Consider the following 14,757-nt stretch of genomic DNA (forward strand, 5'->3'; position numbering starts at 1 on the left):
GTCATCGCTAGGGAGGCGTGCCGCAGGTGGGCGAGATAGCGCATTCATTGGAGCGAGTGTAGCGGCGACCGCGGCGACCGACATTTTTATGTGGCAAGCGGGACATAGGAGGGGTGAGTCGGCCAGGAGTAGAACATCACTGCGGTTCCTTCTGCGACGCCGCGGTCTTTGGTGCCTGGGCTTGCTTTCATTGCCAGGACAGGAAGAAGCGAAAACCCGGCACCTTGCCACCGCCGGAAACCAAACAAAAAGCGCCGGGTTTCCCCGGCGCTTTCGTGACGAACCTGCGGCAGCGATCAGGCGCGGCCGGCGAACTCGCCGGTCAGCGTGTTCACCCACACCTTCTCTTCGTTGGTGATGTATTCCGGCACCTGGATTTCGATGCCGGTGTTGAGCTTGGCCGGCTTGGTGCGCTTGGTGGCGCTGGCGCCCTTCAGTTCCGGCGCGGTGTCCACCACCGTGAGCGTTACGCTGGTGGGCACCTGTAGGCCGACCGGCGCGTCGTCGATCAGCTGCACGTAGTAGCCCTCGACGCCTTCCACGATATAGCCGGCGTTGTCGCCCACCAGTTCCGACGAGAGCAGGTACTGGGTGTAATCCTCGTTGTCCATGAACACGAACGCTTCGCCGTCCATGTACGAGAAGTTCGCCGCGCGGCGAACCAGGTCCATTTCCTTGAGATCGTCGTCGGCGCGCAGGCTCAGGTCGAACTTGCGGCCGCCTGGGATCGAATACATGGTGAAGCGGAACGTGACGTTGCCGCCACGCGCCGTCGGCGAGCTGCGCTCGATGTCGCGCACCTGGTAGACGGTGCCGTCGTGTTCAACCACGTTGCCTTTCTTGACGTCGGAAGCTTTCATAGGGTCAGGAGTGAGTGAGTAGGAGTGAGGAGTGAGAGAGAGCGGAGAGCGGAGAGCGGAGAGCGGGGAGCATTTCTCACTCCTCACTACTCTCCACTATCTCCTGTTCTTTTACTTGGGCTGCAAACGCACCGCGCCATCGAGGCGGATGGTTTCGCCGTTGATGTAGACATTGCCGAGTATGAAACCCACCGTGTTGGCGAACTCCTCCGGCTTGCCCAGGCGTGACGGGAACGGGATCGAAGCCGACAGCGATTCCTGCACCTGCGGCGGCATGCCATCCACCATCGGCGTCCAGAAGATGCCCGGCGCGATGGTGGCCACGCGGATGCCGAAGCGCGACAGCTCGCGCGCCATCGGCAGTGTCATGCCGACCACGCCGCCCTTGGAGGCCGAATACGCGGCCTGGCCGATCTGGCCTTCGAACGCAGCGACGGACGCGGTGTTGATGATCACGCCGCGCTCGCCGTCTTCGCCGGCGTCGTTGGTCTGCATCAGCGCTGCGCCGGCCTTGGCGACGTTGAAGCTGCCCACCAGGTTCACCATCACCGTGGTGGCGAAGGTGTTGAGCGGCATCGGGCCGTCCTTGCCGAGCATGCGGCCCGCGCCCAGGATGCCGGCGCAGTTCACCACCACGTTCAGGCCGCCCATCGCATCGCGCGCGGCAGCGACGTTGGCGGAGACGCCTTCCTCGGAGGTTACGTCGGTGCGGAAGAAATGCCCCTTCAGTGCCTTGGCGGCTTCCTGGCCCTTGTCCTCGTTCACGTCGAACAGGGACACCTGGCCGCCGTTGGCGACGATGTGCTGTGCCACCGCATGGCCGAGACCGGAGGCGCCGCCGGTGATGATCGCCTTGACCTGATTGAGCTGCATGGAACGTCCTCGGTAATGCCAAAAACGGAATGGTAGCCGAGGACGGGGCCCGGCCGCGCGGGCCTGGGCGAGGGGCGGAATGGCTCAGGCGTTGGCGCGTTGCAACAAGGCGGCCCAGCCACCCGTCTCACGCAGTTCCGCGAACGGCAGCACGCGCCGGGGCGGGTTTTCCGGCGGCTGCAGCTCCAACTGCCACACGCCCACGTCCCACCACGCATCGAGCTTGTAACCCGAGCTGCGCCACACGCCGGCCGGCGTGAAGCCCATGGCCTCATGCATGGTCACGCTGCTGTGGCCGGGCAGGGTGATCACGCCCACCGCCTGGTTGATGCCTTGCAGGCGCATCGCATCGAGCAGCGTGCCGTAGAGCTTGCGGGCGATGCCGCGGCGGCGCGCGTCGGTGTGCACGTAGATGGAGGTTTCGGCGATCCAGTCGTACGCCGCGCGTTCGCGGAAACGGCTGGCGTACGCATAGGCCAGCACGCGGCCGTGTTCCTCCCAGACGATCCACGGGTAATGGCGCAGGCGCGTGAGCATGCGCTCGCGCATCGTATCCACGCCGGGAAGTTCGGTTTCGAATGTTTCCACGCCGTGCAATACCGAGGGCGTGTAGATCTCGTGGACGGCCGTGGCATCGTCGGCATGGGCAATACGGATCATGCGAGAACTTTCTCCATGCAGATGCTGCGCGGGTTGGATGAGTGTTCGCCGAAGGGCGGGCAGCGACGATAACCAGCGCGCTCGTAGAGTTCCAGCGCTTCGGCCTGCGCCGTGCCGGTTTCCAGGCGGACGAGCGTGCCGCCGCTGCGCGCCACTTCCGCCTCCAGCGCCTCAAGCAATTGCTTGCCCAGGCCCAGTCCGCGACATGCCGGCAGCACGTACATGCGCTTCACTTCCACATAGTCGCGATGACGCACGAAGGCGCCGCAGGCCACGGGCTTGCCGTCGACACGCGCGGTGAGGAAGGTCACGTTCGGTTGCTTCAGTTCCGCCAGCGGTACCGGCTGGATGTTGCCGGTGGGATAGAGCTCGGCCAGATAGCCGTCCAGTTGCAACAGCAGCGGCGCTACCTCGGGTGCTTCGGGATCGTCGATCTCGAAGTGCAGGGCAGGGGCCTTCAGCATGATTCGTACTTCCAGTTTCGTCGCTTGCCTTCGGCGAGCCATTCCAGCGTGCTGGCGATGCGTTTCTGCCGCGTGGCCTCGGTTTTCGCCTCGGTGATCCACTCGACGTAGTCGCGTTGCGCGCTGGGTGGAAAGCCCTCGTAGGTCTTGCGGGCGGCTGCGTGCTTCTTCATGGCCAACAACGCGGCGACATCGTCCGGCAGCGTCGGCGCGGGTTTGGGCGCGGCCTTGGGGCGGGCCACCTTCACGCCGCTTTCGTTCAAGGCCTTGGCCTTGCGGATCAGCGCGATGAGCGTCTTCTTCGGCGGCACGTCCTTCAGCGAGCTGAGCTTGCCGAACTGGCCCATGCCGTCTCGCCGGTCGCTGCCCGTCACTTCCTTGTGGCGCCAGAAACCGAACGCGCAATGCTGCTTGAACGCCGCCATCTGGCACATGGGCGAGCCGTTGACGCTGAAGAACGGCATGCTCCACTTGATGCCTTCCTCCACCTCCGGGCAACCCTCGTGCACAAGATCGCGCAGATGTTCGAGGATGGGCTGGGCGAATGGCGGCGCCTCGAGGATGTAGGCATCGATGCGGTGATCGCGGGCCATGACGTGCTCCTACAAATCGCGCAGATAGAACTGGTCGCAACTGAAATGTCCGGTGCCGCCCATGGGTGCACAGATCGCGCGGAAACCATGGCGACGATAGAGCGCTTGCGCCGCATCCATGCCGGTGAGCGTTTCCAGGTAACAGCGATGGAAACCGCGTTCGCGGGCTGCATCGAGGCAGCGCAGCATCATGGCGCTGCCTGCGCCGATGCCGCGTGCCTCGGGCAGGAAATACATCTTGCGCAGCTCGCACACGTCCGCCTCGCCGTTTTCCAGCGGCGCTATGCCGCCGCCGCCGATTACCTTGCCGCCGCGTTCCACCACGAAGTACGCACTGCGTGGACGGGCATAGGCTTCGTACATGGCGTCGACTTCGGCGTCATGAATGGCGAAGCCCGGGCCGTCGGCGCCGAACTCCGGCATCACGGTGCGGATGATGTCGGCGACGGCGGCGTTGTCGCGTGCTTCGATGGGGCGAATCAGAACATCGTTCATGGCGTGGCTTGTGGTGTGCGGAAAATGGAGCCGTCCTTCATGACGAAGACGGGATGCTGGAGATCGTCGATGTGCGTGCTCGGGTCGCCCGTGAACGCGGCGAGGTCGGCCCGCAGGCCCGGGGCGATGCGGCCAAACTTGTCCTGTTGACGCAGGATGCGCGCCGCGACATTGGTGGCAGCGTGCAGGGCCTGCGGCGGCGTCATGCCGTCGCGCACCATGTTGGCCGGCTCGCGCCAGTTGTCGCCGTGCGTGAACACGCCCACGTCGCTGCCGTTGCCGATGGTGACGCCGAGTTTCAACGCCGTGCGGAACGCACGCTCGGCTTCCTTCATGCGTGCGGTGGGTTCGCTCTGTCCTGGTACGTAGTGTTCGAAATATTGCGCGGTGGCTTCCACTGCGGTGAGCGTGGGCTCGTACGCGGTGCCGTGTTGCTTGAGCAGGCGGAACGTTGCTTCGCTGGCGCCGTAGCCATGCTCGATGCTGTCCACGCCCGCTTCCACCGCGAGCTTCACGCCTTCGTCGCTGGAGGCATGCGCGGCCACCGGGCGGCCGGAAAGATGCGCGGTATCCACGATGGCTTTCATTTCGGCGAGCGAAAGCGTGGGCTGCGTACTGCCATCCGTGCCTACGCGGTAATCGGCGTAGAGCTTGATCCAGTCGGCGCCGTGGCCTGCCTGTTCGCGCGTGGCGTGGATGGCTTCGTCCACGCCGCTGATTTCCTGCGCGCCACCGGGCAGGTCGATGTCGGGTCGAAAGCCGCGCGGGCCGGGGCCGTAGCTGTCCGTCGCCACGATGGCGCGCGTGGCCACGAACATGCGCGGGCCGGGAATCATGCCTTCGTCGATGGCGCGCTTGATCGACACGTCCGCGAAGCCGGCGCCTTCGGTGCCCAGGTCGCGCAGCGTGGTGAAGCCGGCCATGAGCGTGGCACGCGCGTGCGCGGCGGCTTCGAGCGTGCGGTAGTCCTGCGGTTCCTTCAGCACCTGGTCGTTCCACAGGGCTTCGTTATACGGGTGCAGGAACACATGGGAGTGCAGGTCGATCAGGCCCGGCGTGAGCGTGGCGCCGGGCAGGGCGATGCGCTGCGCGTTGGCTGGTGCTTTCACGCTATCCACCGGTCCCGCTGCGGCGATGGCGCCGTCATGCACCAGAACGGCCCAGCCGGCGTGGGCGGTATCGCCATCGGCCGTCCATACGCGGTCGGGCACCAGCAGCACGTCGCCCTTGGCTGGCACCGTCGCCGCCGTGGCGCTGGCGACGGTCAGGGCCGTCAGCATGCCGATCCAGGTCTTGCCTTGTTGCCACCGCATCGCGTTCTCCCGCCGTCGATGCGTCCGATTCTAGCGAGGCCCGGCGCCGGGCTGCGAGAGCGGTTCAGGGCGTGCGGTGTCCGGTGCCGGCCAATTGCTGGGCGCAGGCGCCATCGGGCGTCGACACCGAGGTGACGCAGGTGGCGAAATCGTCAGGAAGATGCGACAGCAGCAGCGTGTCGCCCTGGCGCATGGTGAACACGGTGATCGGCGGATCGCAGTTCACGCGGCTGGTGCTGCACGAGCGTTCCAGCACGGTGTAGTGGCACAGGCCGCTGCGGCTGCGCAGGCAGCGGAAGGTGGCCAACTCGGCGGTGATCTGGATCTTGCTGTAGATCTGGTCCACGCCGTTGTCCAGCTCGTGCGTGACCACCGTTTGGGTTCGCTCGCAGCCCGTAAGGGACAGCAACAGGTAGAACAAAAGGATCAGCTTTTCCATGGTGACCTCTTGTGATGCTCGGCAGGTGAGTGACTCCGGGGCTTACATGTTCCGGAACAGCGTCATGAAGGGTTGGCTCACCACCAGCGTCTCGGGTCGCTGCTTGAGGCGCAGCGTGCCCTTGCCGGTGTCGTCGCGCACGATGGAGGCCACCGCGCGCAGGTTGACGATGGTGGAGCGGTGAATCTGCTTGAACACATTCGGATCGAGCATGGCCGCCAGTTCGCGGATAGGCTTGCGCAACAGCGCTTCGCCTTCGGCCGTCATGGCGACGGTGTATTTGCTGTCGGCGCGGAAATAGGCGACGTCGTCCACCATGATCAAGCGCGTCTCGCGTCCCGTGCTGGCGGTGATCCAGGTGAGCGGTTCGCTGCGCGAGCCCGGATGCAGCATCACTTCGCGCAGCAACTGGGACAGCGCGGCGGCATCGGTCGCACGCGGTGCGGCGCGGGTCTGCAGGCGCTGCATGGTGGCGACCAGGCGCGCTTCGGTGATGGGCTTGAGCAGATAGTCCACCGCGCCATGTTCGAACGCATCGATGGCGTACTGGTCGTAGGCGGTGGTGAACACGACTTGCGTTTCGGGGCTTGCCTCGATCGCGGCGGCAGCGACTTCCAGGCCGCTCAAGCCAGGCATGCGGATGTCAAGGAAGGCCACGTCAGGCCGTTGCTCGCTGATCGCTTCGAGCGCGCTTGCGCCGTCGTCGCATTCCGCGACGATCTCCAGTTCCGGCCAGACGCGCGCGAGCAGATCGCGCAGCGCCGTGCGCAGCAGGGTTTCGTCTTCGGCAAGGATGGCAGTGGTCACGACGCGTTGTCCGTGGAGTCGTTGCGCAAGGGAATGGTGATGGTGGCGGCCACGCCTTCCGGCGCGTTGCTGACGACTGAAAGCGATGCCTCGGAGCCGTAGATCAGGCGCAGCCGCTCGCGCACATTCTTCAGGCCGATGCCGGTGCCGCCGGCGGCGTCGTTGAAGCCGCGACCGTCGTCGGCCACCGTGATGGCCACGGTGTCGCCGTCGCGGCGCGCGAGGATCCACACCGTGCCGCCGCCGGGCTTGGGTTCGAGGCCATGCTTGATGGCGTTCTCCACCAGCGTCTGCAGCATCATCGGCGGCATGGCGATGGCGCGCAGCGTATCGGGCACGTCGATCTGCAGCGACAATCGCGGCCCCATGCGCAGTCGCATGATTTCCAGATAGGCGCGGGTGCGTTCCAGCTCGTCGCCCAGCAGCGACAGTGCATCGTCGCGTTGCGGCAGCGAATGGCGCAGGTAATGGATCAGATGCCCGAGCATGTGGTCGGCCTGCAGCGGATCGGTACGCGTGAGGTACTGCGCGCTGGCCAGCGTGTTGTAGAGGAAGTGCGGCTCCACCTGCGCATGAAGCAGGTTCAGGCGTGCCACGGTGCGTTCCTTTTCGCTTTCCGTCTGCGCGGCGCGACGTTGTTCCTGTCGGCGCTTTTCGGCGATGCGGCGGGTCACGGCGCGTGTGATGGCTTCGGCGTTCTCCAGGTTGGTGCCGTCGTCCACGCGGAACCAGTCGGTCCATGCGCCGGCTTCCGGTTCGCAGATCAGGGTGACGCTGCCGGAACCCTCGCGCGGCGTCACCGTGGCGAAGATCTGGTTGCGCACGTGGCCGAACCACAGCGACGGGTCGAGACGTTCGAACGGATTGGTGCCGTAGGCCTTGGGACGCTGCACCTTGGCGCGGATCTGCAGGCTGTCGCGTGCGCTTTCCACGTCCTCGCTGCGCGGCAGTTCGCGGATAGCGGCGTCGAGCAGGTCGAACGCTTCTCCGGCTTCCAGCGGAATCTCGATCTGCCGCCGCTGGCGGTTGCCCATGGTGCTGTCGTCGAGATGGCCGGCGATCAGGCGCACGCGTCGCAGGTGCGTCACCGCGCTGGTCACCACCATCATCAGGATCAGGAAGATGATCAGCACGAACATCGACGCCGTGTCCCTGTAGCGCAGCGGCGGGCTGTTGGCGAGCAGCAGCACCACGAACAGCAGCACGAAGAACCAGAACACGACCAGGCGGGCTACGAAGAACACGCTCTTCATCACGAGGACATCCATGAGTGGGATGCGTCGGAGAATAACCAGCCGGTCTGCCGCTGGCGCGCGTTTTTCGACGGAACCGGCCCTGCGGGCGACGAAACGGCCCGGGGCGGGGATGAAAATCGGCCGTCCAGGCGCCGCGAGGGCGCCGAGGGCTCAGGCCGCGGTGAGCGCGCGCGTCACGCGGCTGGCCGTTTCCTTGTGCAGCTGGCCGGCCAGCCAGGCGCCGGTGGCCACCAGCATGTCCAGCTCGATGCCGGTTTCCATGCCCAGCCCGTGCAGCATGTAGACCACATCTTCGCTGGCCACGTTGCCGGTGGCGCCCTTGGCATACGGACAGCCGCCCGTGCCGGACACGGCGCTGTCGACCACGCGGACGCCTTCTTCCAGACAGGCGAGGATGTTGGCCAACGCCTGCCCGTAGGTATCGTGGAAATGCACGGCGAGTGCAGCGATGGGTACTTCCTGCGCCACGGCCTCCAGCATGGCGCGCGCCTTGGCCGGTGTACCGACGCCGATGGTGTCGCCCAGCGACACTTCATAGCAGCCCACCTCGTGCAGGCGGCGCGCGACGCGCACGACGTCGCTGACCGGCACCTCGCCCTGATACGGACAGCCCAGCACGGTGGAAACATAGCCGCGCACTTTCACGCCGTCTTCCCTGGCGCGCTTCATCACCGGCAGGAAGCGTTCGATGGATTCGTCAATCGACGCGTTGATGTTCTTGCGATTGAACGCTTCGGATGCCGCGGTGAACACGGCGATCTCGCTGACGCCGACAGCGCGCGCGCGTTCGTAGCCCTGTTCGTTCGGCACCAGCACCGGATAGCTCACGCCAGGCACTTTGCGGATGCCCTGGAATACCTCGGCGGCGTCGGCCAGTTGCGGCACCCATTTGGGGCTGACGAAGCTGGTGGCTTCGATGGTCTTGAGGCCGGTGCTGGAGAGGCGATCGATCAACGCGATCTTCACGTCGGCGGGCAGCAGCGTCTTTTCGTTCTGCAGGCCGTCGCGCGCACCGACTTCGACAATGCGGACATGGTTCGTGCTCATGCCGATCAGCATAGCGCGTTACCGCCAGGCACGGCGCAAACGCACCGTTTACGGCAGTCGCTCGGCATGGAACTGCTGGATGAAGGGCAGGTAGAGCGCCTGGGCCTGCGGCGTGGTGAGGCCGGTGAGGGCGCTGCCATGGTCAGTGGACTGCAGGGTGACGACGTGGCGGTCGCCGAACAGCGCAACTGCTTCGGCAGGACCCACTTCGCTCTGGGCGGTGACATGGATGACGAACGCATCGGGCGTGGAAGTCGGCACGAGGATGGGCGCATAAGCCGGGCCGCCGAGCGAGCGAAGGGAATCCGCGTTGGTTCGCAGGGGATCGGTCATGGTGGTCAACAGTTCGATGGCCGATCGCGTGACGGAGCGTTGCATGTCGCGCGTGCGTCGATTGACGTCATCCATGCCCGGCTGCACGCCCGTGTTGGAAGGACGCGTATCGGTCACGGTGATGTCGACCTGCTTGCCGCCGCGGTTGCCGTAGACGGCGTGGATGCTGGTAGGCGTGCAGTCCCACGAACGGAACGGCAGGCCGGCAATGGCGTCCTTGGGAGGCAGCGCCTGCGCGAGGGGATTGTCGGCGCATTTGGCGGTGGATTCGGCCTCTTCCTGCGCCAGCTTCGCCTCGTCGGCCTGAGCGCTTTCCTGTCCGCTTGCCGATGTTTCGTCACCGGCGTGCTTGCCGCACGCGGTGAGTAGCGGGATGGTGATAAGGGTGAGCCACATGGCCGACTGCAACGAGCGAAGACGCGCGAGCATGGATTCTCCCCAGGTCCGGGCAACAGCCCGGGCGATGGGTCAAGCGTCGGGATTGTCTTGTGGACGCGGCGTCAATCCCGCCATTCAATCGGCGAAACGCAGCAGCACCGTATCCGCTTCGACGAAGTCGCCCTGCGTAGCGTGAACGCTGGCGATGCTGCCGCCGCGCGGTGCCTTCAGCGCCAGCTCCATCTTCATCGCTTCCATCACCAGCAGTTCCTGGCCTTCCTCGACGGTGTCGCCGGGCTGGGCTTTCACCAGCACGATGCGGCCAGGCATGGGTGCCACGATCTGGTTGCCGCCAGCGGCTTCCTTCGATGCCCATGCGAACGCGGGCGCACGCTCGAAGGTATGCCGGAAACCTTGTGCGTCATGCACGGTGACGCGCGCCGTGTCGATGCGCACTGGCGCGCGCAGGGCTTCGCCATCGAATCGCGCGCTCAAGGCATCGCCATCGAGACGTGCGCCACTCACGTGGCAGGACGTATCGCCGAAACGAAGCTGGTAGTCGCCGTCATGGCCATGCGCTTCCACTTCGTGGCGCTGGCCGTGCAGTGACAAGGCCACGATGCGCTTGCCCGCGTGGCCCACGCGCCACGCATCGGCGCGCGACCACGGCGAATGCGGATCGCTGACGCTGGAGGTCACGCTGCCCTCGTCGTGCATCAGCGAAGCGACGGCGGCGGCAAACAGCACCTGTGATGCGGGTGCCGCGTCGCCGGCGAGAAACTCATCGAGGTGACGGTCGAGGTAGCCGGTGTCGATGCGGCCTTCGATCACCACGGGATGACGCGAGAGGCGTTCGAGGAACGCGATGTTGGATTTGGGCCCCACGATCTCGCTGGCCTGCAAGGCATCGCGCAGTCGTTGCAAGGCCTGTGGGCGATCGACGTCCCACACGATCAGCTTGGCGATCATCGGGTCGTAGAAGATGGTGACGGTGTCGCCTTCGATCACGCCGCCATCGAGGCGCACGTGGCGCGAGGGCGCAGGCAAACGCAGCTTCACCAGCTTGCCGGAACCGGGCAGGAAATTCTGATCGGGATCTTCCGCGTAAAGGCGCACTTCGATGGCGTGGCCGTGCGCCTTGATCTGCTCCTGCCCGAGCGGCAGCGGCAGGCCCGCGGCCACGCGCAGTTGCCATTCCACCAGGTCCAGGCCCAACGTTTCCTCGGTGACCGGATGTTCCACCTGCAGGCGCGTGTTCATCTCCATGAAGAAGAACTCGCCGTTCTGCGCGACGATGAATTCCACCGTGCCCGCGCCGACGTAGCTCACCGCCCTGGCAGCGGCGACGGCGGCAGCGCCCATGGCCGCGCGGCGCGCATCGTCAAGGAAAGGCGAGGGCGTTTCCTCCAGCACTTTCTGGTAACGACGTTGCGCCGAACATTCGCGCTCGTTGAGGTGGATGACGTTGCCCTGCGTATCGCCGAACACCTGGAACTCGATGTGGCGTGGATGCTCCACGTAGCGTTCGAGGATCACTCGCGTGTCGCCGAACGAACTCGCCGCTTCACGCTGCGCGGACGCCAGCGCATCAGCAAATTCGGCGTCGCTGCGCACGATGCGCATGCCCTTGCCGCCACCACCGGCTGCAGCCTTGATCATCAGCGGGAAACCCGTGCGGCGCGCGTGCTCGGCGAGCACGTCGGCGGCCTGGTCTTCGCCGTGATAGCCGGGCACCAGCGGCACCTGGTGTTGTTCCATCAGCGCCTTGGCGGCGGCTTTCGAACCCATCGCGTCGATGCTTTCCGGGCGCGGGCCGATGAAGGCGATGCCGGCACCGGCGCAGGCGCGCGCAAAGGCCGTGTTCTCGGAAAGAAATCCGTAACCGGGATGGATCGCCTGCGCGCCGCTCTTGCGCGCCACCTCGAGGATGACGTCGCCACGCAGGTACGACTCGGTGGGACGCGGGCCGCCGATGGGCCATGCCTCATCGGCCAGACGCACGTGCTGCGCGTTGGCGTCGGCCTCCGAATACACCGCGATGGTGTGGATCCCCAGGCGCCGGCAGGTGCGGATGACACGGCAGGCGATCTCGCCACGGTTGGCAATGAGTACACGCTCGAACATGCGGCTTCCGGGGATGATGCGAAGCTGCCAAAACTAGCAGATTGCCGCGCCGCCGCCGATGCGCGGCGCAGCATTTTGGCGCGGGCGCAGGTGGCTTATTCCTCGTCCCAGTAGCCCACTTGCATGTCCGTGCGCGTCACCATGCGGAAGCCACGCGGCGAGCCGTCGGCCGCCGGCGGGTATTCGGCGAGAATGCCGATCTTGCCGGTATCGGGGTATTCGCAGATCTCGGGCGATTCCTTGGTGCTCACCGCGAGGTAACGCATCGGGGTGGTGCCGGTGTTGATGATCTGGTGGGCTTTTTCCGGGCCGCCCGGCGGGCAGGCGATCACGTCGCCTGCACGGATCGGGTAGCGTTCCTCACCGATGCGTACGTCGCCGCTGCCTTCGATGATGAAGAACATCTCCTCGTTCACGCGATGGCAATGCAGCGGAAACGCGCGCTTGCCCGGCGGCACGACGGTGATGTTGTAGCCCAGCTTCTTCGCACCGATCTGCGCGGAAAAGCGACCCATGTGTGCCTCGAAACGCTCGGCGGTTTCGCCGCTGGGCCCCATGCCCGGCGGAAACGGCTGCAATTCGACATCGGCGATATTGATGATGGGATACGTCATGGCGTGATCTCCGTGGCGTGGGATTCGCGTGCGGCGTGCATCATTCCGGCGAATGGCAGACGGCTTCGATGTTGTGGCCGTCCGGATCGAGCACGAAGGCGCCGTAGTAGTGCGGGTGATAGTGCGGACGAAGGCCGGGCGCGCCGTTGTCCGTGGCGCCGGCTTCGAGCGCGAGGCGATGAAATGTCCTCACGGCAGACCGATCGGGCGCCGTGAACGCCACGTGCACCGCGCCGTTGGCGTGAGTGTTCTGCGAGGTGTCGATCCAGAACGTGGGCCGGCCGTTCATGCCGAAGCCGGCGTGCGAACCGTCGCCGGTTTGCTCGGCGGTCACTTCCATCAGCAGTTCGCCGCCCAGCGGTGCAAGCACGGTGCGATAGAACTCGCGACTGCGTTCGTAACCGGAAACCAATAATCCAACGTGGTCGATCATCGTTTCGCTCCCCGTGAAGTGTGTGCGATCAGCTCGCCGTGGACCACGCCGCAGGACGCTTGGACAGGAAAGCGCCAAGCCCTTCCTGGCCTTCTTCCGATACACGCAGGCGCGCGATCAACGCCGCGTTCTCGCGATCGATTGCCTCGGCGTGCGTTTCGTGGGCGCCGGCCATGCGCAAGGCCAGTTGCTTGGCTTGTGCCTGCGCTACAGGGCCCGCCTTGGAGAGCAGGGCAAGTGCGGTATCGACGGCGTCATCCAATTGCTCCGCCGGCACGCATTGATGCAACAGGCCAATCTGCAATGCCGTGGGCGCATCGAACAATTCGCCGGTAACGAACAGGCGGCGCGCCTGGCGCAGGCCGATGGCGTGGATCACGTACGGCGATATCACGGCCGGCACGAGGCCGAGTTTCACTTCGGTGAGGCCAAAGCGTGCCGACTCCACGCCGATGGCGATATCGCAGCACGCCACCAGCCCCACGCCGCCGCCGTACGCGGCGCCATTGACGCGTGCGATGGTGGGCTTGGGCAGGTATTGCAGCGTGCGCATGAGCGTGGCGAGGCGCAATGAATCCTCACGGTTCTCTGCTTCGCTGGCGCTGGCCATGCCGCGCATCCAGTTCAGATCGGCTCCGGCGGAAAAGCTGGCGCCTTCGCCGGTGAGCACCACCGCGCGCACCGCGTTGTCCTTGCCGGCCTGCTCCAGTGCGGCGGTGAGTTCCGCGATCAGGCCGTCATCGAAGGCGTTGTGCACCTGCGGGCGATTGAGCGCGATGCGTCGAACGCTGCCCTGGTCGGCGATCTGGATGCTGCGGGTCATGGGAAGCTCCGGCTGGGGAGCGCCATCGTAAACCCAACCATCCCCGGCGGCGCGCGCCGGGGATGCGGTGCTCAGTCCTTGGCAGGAAGCACGAGGAATTCCGCGGCTTGCCGCGCGCAGCCCTTCGAGCGCTCGGCGCTTATCTCGCGCCACCACGGTTCCACGCTCTCGAATCGCGCCGGCTCGATCACTTCGCCCAGGCGTGGCATCACCAGGCCTTCCGGCACGCGGGCCAGCAACACTTCGGCAGGCTCGGCCCATGGATGCATGGCGAGGTTGAAGGTGCCCCAGTGCACCGGCAGGAAACGTCCGCTGCCCAGCTGGCGCCACGCGCTGATGGCGTTGTCGGGGCCCAGGTGCACGCTGCCCCACGAGGGATGGAATGCGCCCACTTCGATCATCACCAGGTCGAACGGACCCAGTCGCTGCCCGATCTCGCTGAAATGCGGCGAGAGGCCGGTGTCGCCGCTGAAGAACACCGAGTGGCGTTCGCCGCGCAACACGAACGACGACCACAGCGTGGCGTTGCGGTCATGCAGGCTGCGGCCGGAGAAGTGATGCGAAGGCGCGGCCGTGAGGGTGAGTCCGCGTGGCAGCGTGTGGCTTTCCCACCAGTCGAGTTCGACGATGCGCTCGGCCGGCACGCCCCACGCTTCCAGATGCACGCCCACGCCAAGCGAGGTGATGAAAGGCACCTGCAGCTTGGCCAGTTCGCGGATGCTCGGATAGTCCAGGTGATCGTAGTGATCGTGCGAGATCAGCACGGCATCCAGCGGCGGCAGTGCCGCGATGTTCACCGGCACCGGCTGGAAGCGCTTGGGGCCCATGAACGAGAACGGCGAGGCGCGTTCGCCCCATACCGGATCGGTAAGCACGCGCACGCCGTCGATTTCCAACAGCACGGTGGAATGGCCGAGCCAAGTGGTGCGCAGCCCGGTATCGACGGGGCGCGTCCAGGCGGCGCGCGGGTCGATGGAGGGCAGCGGTTTGGGCGGCGTGCGTCCTTCGCCGCGGAAGATGAAGTCGACCAGCGAAGGTTTGTCGTCTTCCGCGCGTGGCGTGCTGGAGGGATAGGTGTTGACGAAGCTTTCGCCGCCGTATTGCGCGGACGCTTGCATGCGCTCGAGCCGTAACCCGTTCGCGTGTCGGGCGAATAAAGCCATGTGGACCTCGGTATCGATGGGGTTGGTCATCGCAGGGCGGCCTGCGATGGGCTGCCTGATTGCTATCGGGGCGCCTGCCGTC

The 14,757-nt window shown here is 65.8% G+C and carries 17 protein-coding genes; all 17 read right to left on the minus strand.

Annotated elements, in window-relative coordinates:
• Window positions 1–296: 296 nt before the first annotated feature.
• The 17 genes from efpL to ABIC75_RS21155 all read right to left on the minus strand — a co-directional run bounded on the left by efpL (window position 297) and on the right by ABIC75_RS21155 (window position 14,630).
• Window positions 297–860 (minus strand): elongation factor P-like protein EfpL, encoded by a 564-nt coding sequence (gene efpL, locus ABIC75_RS21075; protein ID WP_354015861.1) that lies wholly within the window; start codon window positions 858–860, stop codon window positions 297–299.
• Window positions 861–971: 111 nt separating this feature from the next.
• Entirely contained in the window at window positions 972–1,733 is a 762-nt protein-coding gene (locus ABIC75_RS21080) for an SDR family NAD(P)-dependent oxidoreductase (RefSeq protein WP_354015862.1), read from the minus strand.
• An 84-nt stretch (window positions 1,734–1,817) separates the two neighbouring features.
• Complete coding sequence (locus ABIC75_RS21085; protein WP_354015863.1) at window positions 1,818–2,393, minus strand: GNAT family N-acetyltransferase; 576 nt, start codon at window positions 2,391–2,393, stop codon at window positions 1,818–1,820.
• The gene (locus tag ABIC75_RS21090; protein ID WP_354015864.1) at window positions 2,390–2,857 is read right to left on the minus strand and encodes a GNAT family N-acetyltransferase; all 468 of its coding nucleotides are present in this window, start codon (window positions 2,855–2,857) and stop codon (window positions 2,390–2,392) included. The genes ABIC75_RS21085 and ABIC75_RS21090 overlap by 4 nt, the downstream gene beginning before the upstream one ends.
• Window positions 2,851–3,450: a YdeI/OmpD-associated family protein gene (locus tag ABIC75_RS21095; RefSeq protein ID WP_354015865.1), complete on the minus strand. Its 600-nt coding sequence runs from the start codon at window positions 3,448–3,450 to the stop codon at window positions 2,851–2,853. Before ABIC75_RS21095 ends, ABIC75_RS21090 begins: the two co-directional genes overlap by 7 nt.
• 9 nt (window positions 3,451–3,459) lie before the next feature.
• Window positions 3,460–3,945, minus strand: a complete 486-nt coding sequence (locus tag ABIC75_RS21100) for a GNAT family N-acetyltransferase (protein ID WP_354015866.1) — start codon at window positions 3,943–3,945, stop codon at window positions 3,460–3,462.
• Window positions 3,942–5,225: a metal-dependent hydrolase family protein gene (locus ABIC75_RS21105; RefSeq protein WP_354015961.1), complete on the minus strand. Its 1,284-nt coding sequence runs from the start codon at window positions 5,223–5,225 to the stop codon at window positions 3,942–3,944. The genes ABIC75_RS21100 and ABIC75_RS21105 overlap by 4 nt, the downstream gene beginning before the upstream one ends.
• 97 nt (window positions 5,226–5,322) lie before the next feature.
• Window positions 5,323–5,697: a hypothetical protein gene (locus tag ABIC75_RS21110; RefSeq protein ID WP_354015867.1), complete on the minus strand. Its 375-nt coding sequence runs from the start codon at window positions 5,695–5,697 to the stop codon at window positions 5,323–5,325.
• A 42-nt stretch (window positions 5,698–5,739) separates the two neighbouring features.
• Window positions 5,740–6,504, minus strand: coding sequence for a LytR/AlgR family response regulator transcription factor (locus ABIC75_RS21115; RefSeq protein ID WP_354015868.1), 765 nt, complete (start codon window positions 6,502–6,504; stop codon window positions 5,740–5,742).
• The gene (locus ABIC75_RS21120) at window positions 6,501–7,772 is read right to left on the minus strand and encodes a sensor histidine kinase (RefSeq protein WP_354015869.1); all 1,272 of its coding nucleotides are present in this window, start codon (window positions 7,770–7,772) and stop codon (window positions 6,501–6,503) included. The genes ABIC75_RS21115 and ABIC75_RS21120 overlap by 4 nt, the downstream gene beginning before the upstream one ends.
• A gap of 138 nt (window positions 7,773–7,910) precedes the next feature.
• Window positions 7,911–8,807: a hydroxymethylglutaryl-CoA lyase gene (locus tag ABIC75_RS21125; protein ID WP_354015870.1), complete on the minus strand. Its 897-nt coding sequence runs from the start codon at window positions 8,805–8,807 to the stop codon at window positions 7,911–7,913.
• A gap of 48 nt (window positions 8,808–8,855) precedes the next feature.
• A complete protein-coding gene (locus ABIC75_RS21130) occupies window positions 8,856–9,569 on the minus strand; it encodes a hypothetical protein (RefSeq protein ID WP_354015871.1) in 714 nt (237 codons plus the stop codon).
• 84 nt (window positions 9,570–9,653) lie between these two features.
• Window positions 9,654–11,642, minus strand: coding sequence for an acetyl/propionyl/methylcrotonyl-CoA carboxylase subunit alpha (locus ABIC75_RS21135; protein ID WP_354015872.1), 1,989 nt, complete (start codon window positions 11,640–11,642; stop codon window positions 9,654–9,656).
• A gap of 95 nt (window positions 11,643–11,737) precedes the next feature.
• Entirely contained in the window at window positions 11,738–12,256 is a 519-nt protein-coding gene (locus ABIC75_RS21140; protein ID WP_354015873.1) for a cupin domain-containing protein, read from the minus strand.
• A 40-nt stretch (window positions 12,257–12,296) separates the two neighbouring features.
• Window positions 12,297–12,689: a VOC family protein gene (locus ABIC75_RS21145; RefSeq protein ID WP_354015874.1), complete on the minus strand. Its 393-nt coding sequence runs from the start codon at window positions 12,687–12,689 to the stop codon at window positions 12,297–12,299.
• 28 nt (window positions 12,690–12,717) lie between these two features.
• Window positions 12,718–13,512 (minus strand): enoyl-CoA hydratase/isomerase family protein, encoded by a 795-nt coding sequence (locus ABIC75_RS21150; protein ID WP_354015875.1) that lies wholly within the window; start codon window positions 13,510–13,512, stop codon window positions 12,718–12,720.
• 71 nt (window positions 13,513–13,583) lie between these two features.
• A complete protein-coding gene (locus ABIC75_RS21155; RefSeq protein ID WP_354015876.1) occupies window positions 13,584–14,630 on the minus strand; it encodes an MBL fold metallo-hydrolase in 1,047 nt (348 codons plus the stop codon).
• Window positions 14,631–14,757: the final 127 nt, after the last annotated feature.

It is taken from the genome of Dyella japonica, assembly GCF_040545895.1.
Taxonomy (GTDB): Bacteria; Pseudomonadota; Gammaproteobacteria; order Xanthomonadales; family Rhodanobacteraceae; genus Dyella; species Dyella japonica_D.

What these genes read in the sequence shown, in the direction of transcription:
- ABIC75_RS21080 (WP_354015862.1), bottom strand. Translation starts at nt 1,733, where the DNA reads ATGCAGCTCAATCAGGTCAAGGCGATCATCACCGGCGGCGCCTCCGGT.
- ABIC75_RS21140 (WP_354015873.1), bottom strand. Translation starts at nt 12,256, where the DNA reads ATGACGTATCCCATCATCAATATCGCCGATGTCGAATTGCAGCCGTTT.
- ABIC75_RS21145 (WP_354015874.1), bottom strand. Translation starts at nt 12,689, where the DNA reads ATGATCGACCACGTTGGATTATTGGTTTCCGGTTACGAACGCAGTCGC.
- ABIC75_RS21150 (WP_354015875.1), bottom strand. Translation starts at nt 13,512, where the DNA reads ATGACCCGCAGCATCCAGATCGCCGACCAGGGCAGCGTTCGACGCATC.
- ABIC75_RS21100 (WP_354015866.1), bottom strand. Translation starts at nt 3,945, where the DNA reads ATGAACGATGTTCTGATTCGCCCCATCGAAGCACGCGACAACGCCGCC.
- ABIC75_RS21095 (WP_354015865.1), bottom strand. Translation starts at nt 3,450, where the DNA reads ATGGCCCGCGATCACCGCATCGATGCCTACATCCTCGAGGCGCCGCCA.
- ABIC75_RS21090 (WP_354015864.1), bottom strand. Translation starts at nt 2,857, where the DNA reads ATGCTGAAGGCCCCTGCCCTGCACTTCGAGATCGACGATCCCGAAGCA.
- ABIC75_RS21110 (WP_354015867.1), bottom strand. Translation starts at nt 5,697, where the DNA reads ATGGAAAAGCTGATCCTTTTGTTCTACCTGTTGCTGTCCCTTACGGGC.
- ABIC75_RS21135 (WP_354015872.1), bottom strand. Translation starts at nt 11,642, where the DNA reads ATGTTCGAGCGTGTACTCATTGCCAACCGTGGCGAGATCGCCTGCCGT.
- ABIC75_RS21125 (WP_354015870.1), bottom strand. Translation starts at nt 8,807, where the DNA reads ATGAGCACGAACCATGTCCGCATTGTCGAAGTCGGTGCGCGCGACGGC.
- ABIC75_RS21130 (WP_354015871.1), bottom strand. Translation starts at nt 9,569, where the DNA reads ATGCTCGCGCGTCTTCGCTCGTTGCAGTCGGCCATGTGGCTCACCCTT.
- ABIC75_RS21120 (WP_354015869.1), bottom strand. Translation starts at nt 7,772, where the DNA reads ATGGATGTCCTCGTGATGAAGAGCGTGTTCTTCGTAGCCCGCCTGGTC.
- ABIC75_RS21155 (WP_354015876.1), bottom strand. Translation starts at nt 14,630, where the DNA reads ATGCAAGCGTCCGCGCAATACGGCGGCGAAAGCTTCGTCAACACCTAT.
- efpL (WP_354015861.1), bottom strand. Translation starts at nt 860, where the DNA reads ATGAAAGCTTCCGACGTCAAGAAAGGCAACGTGGTTGAACACGACGGC.
- ABIC75_RS21105 (WP_354015961.1), bottom strand. Translation starts at nt 5,225, where the DNA reads ATGCTGACGGCCCTGACCGTCGCCAGCGCCACGGCGGCGACGGTGCCA.
- ABIC75_RS21085 (WP_354015863.1), bottom strand. Translation starts at nt 2,393, where the DNA reads ATGATCCGTATTGCCCATGCCGACGATGCCACGGCCGTCCACGAGATC.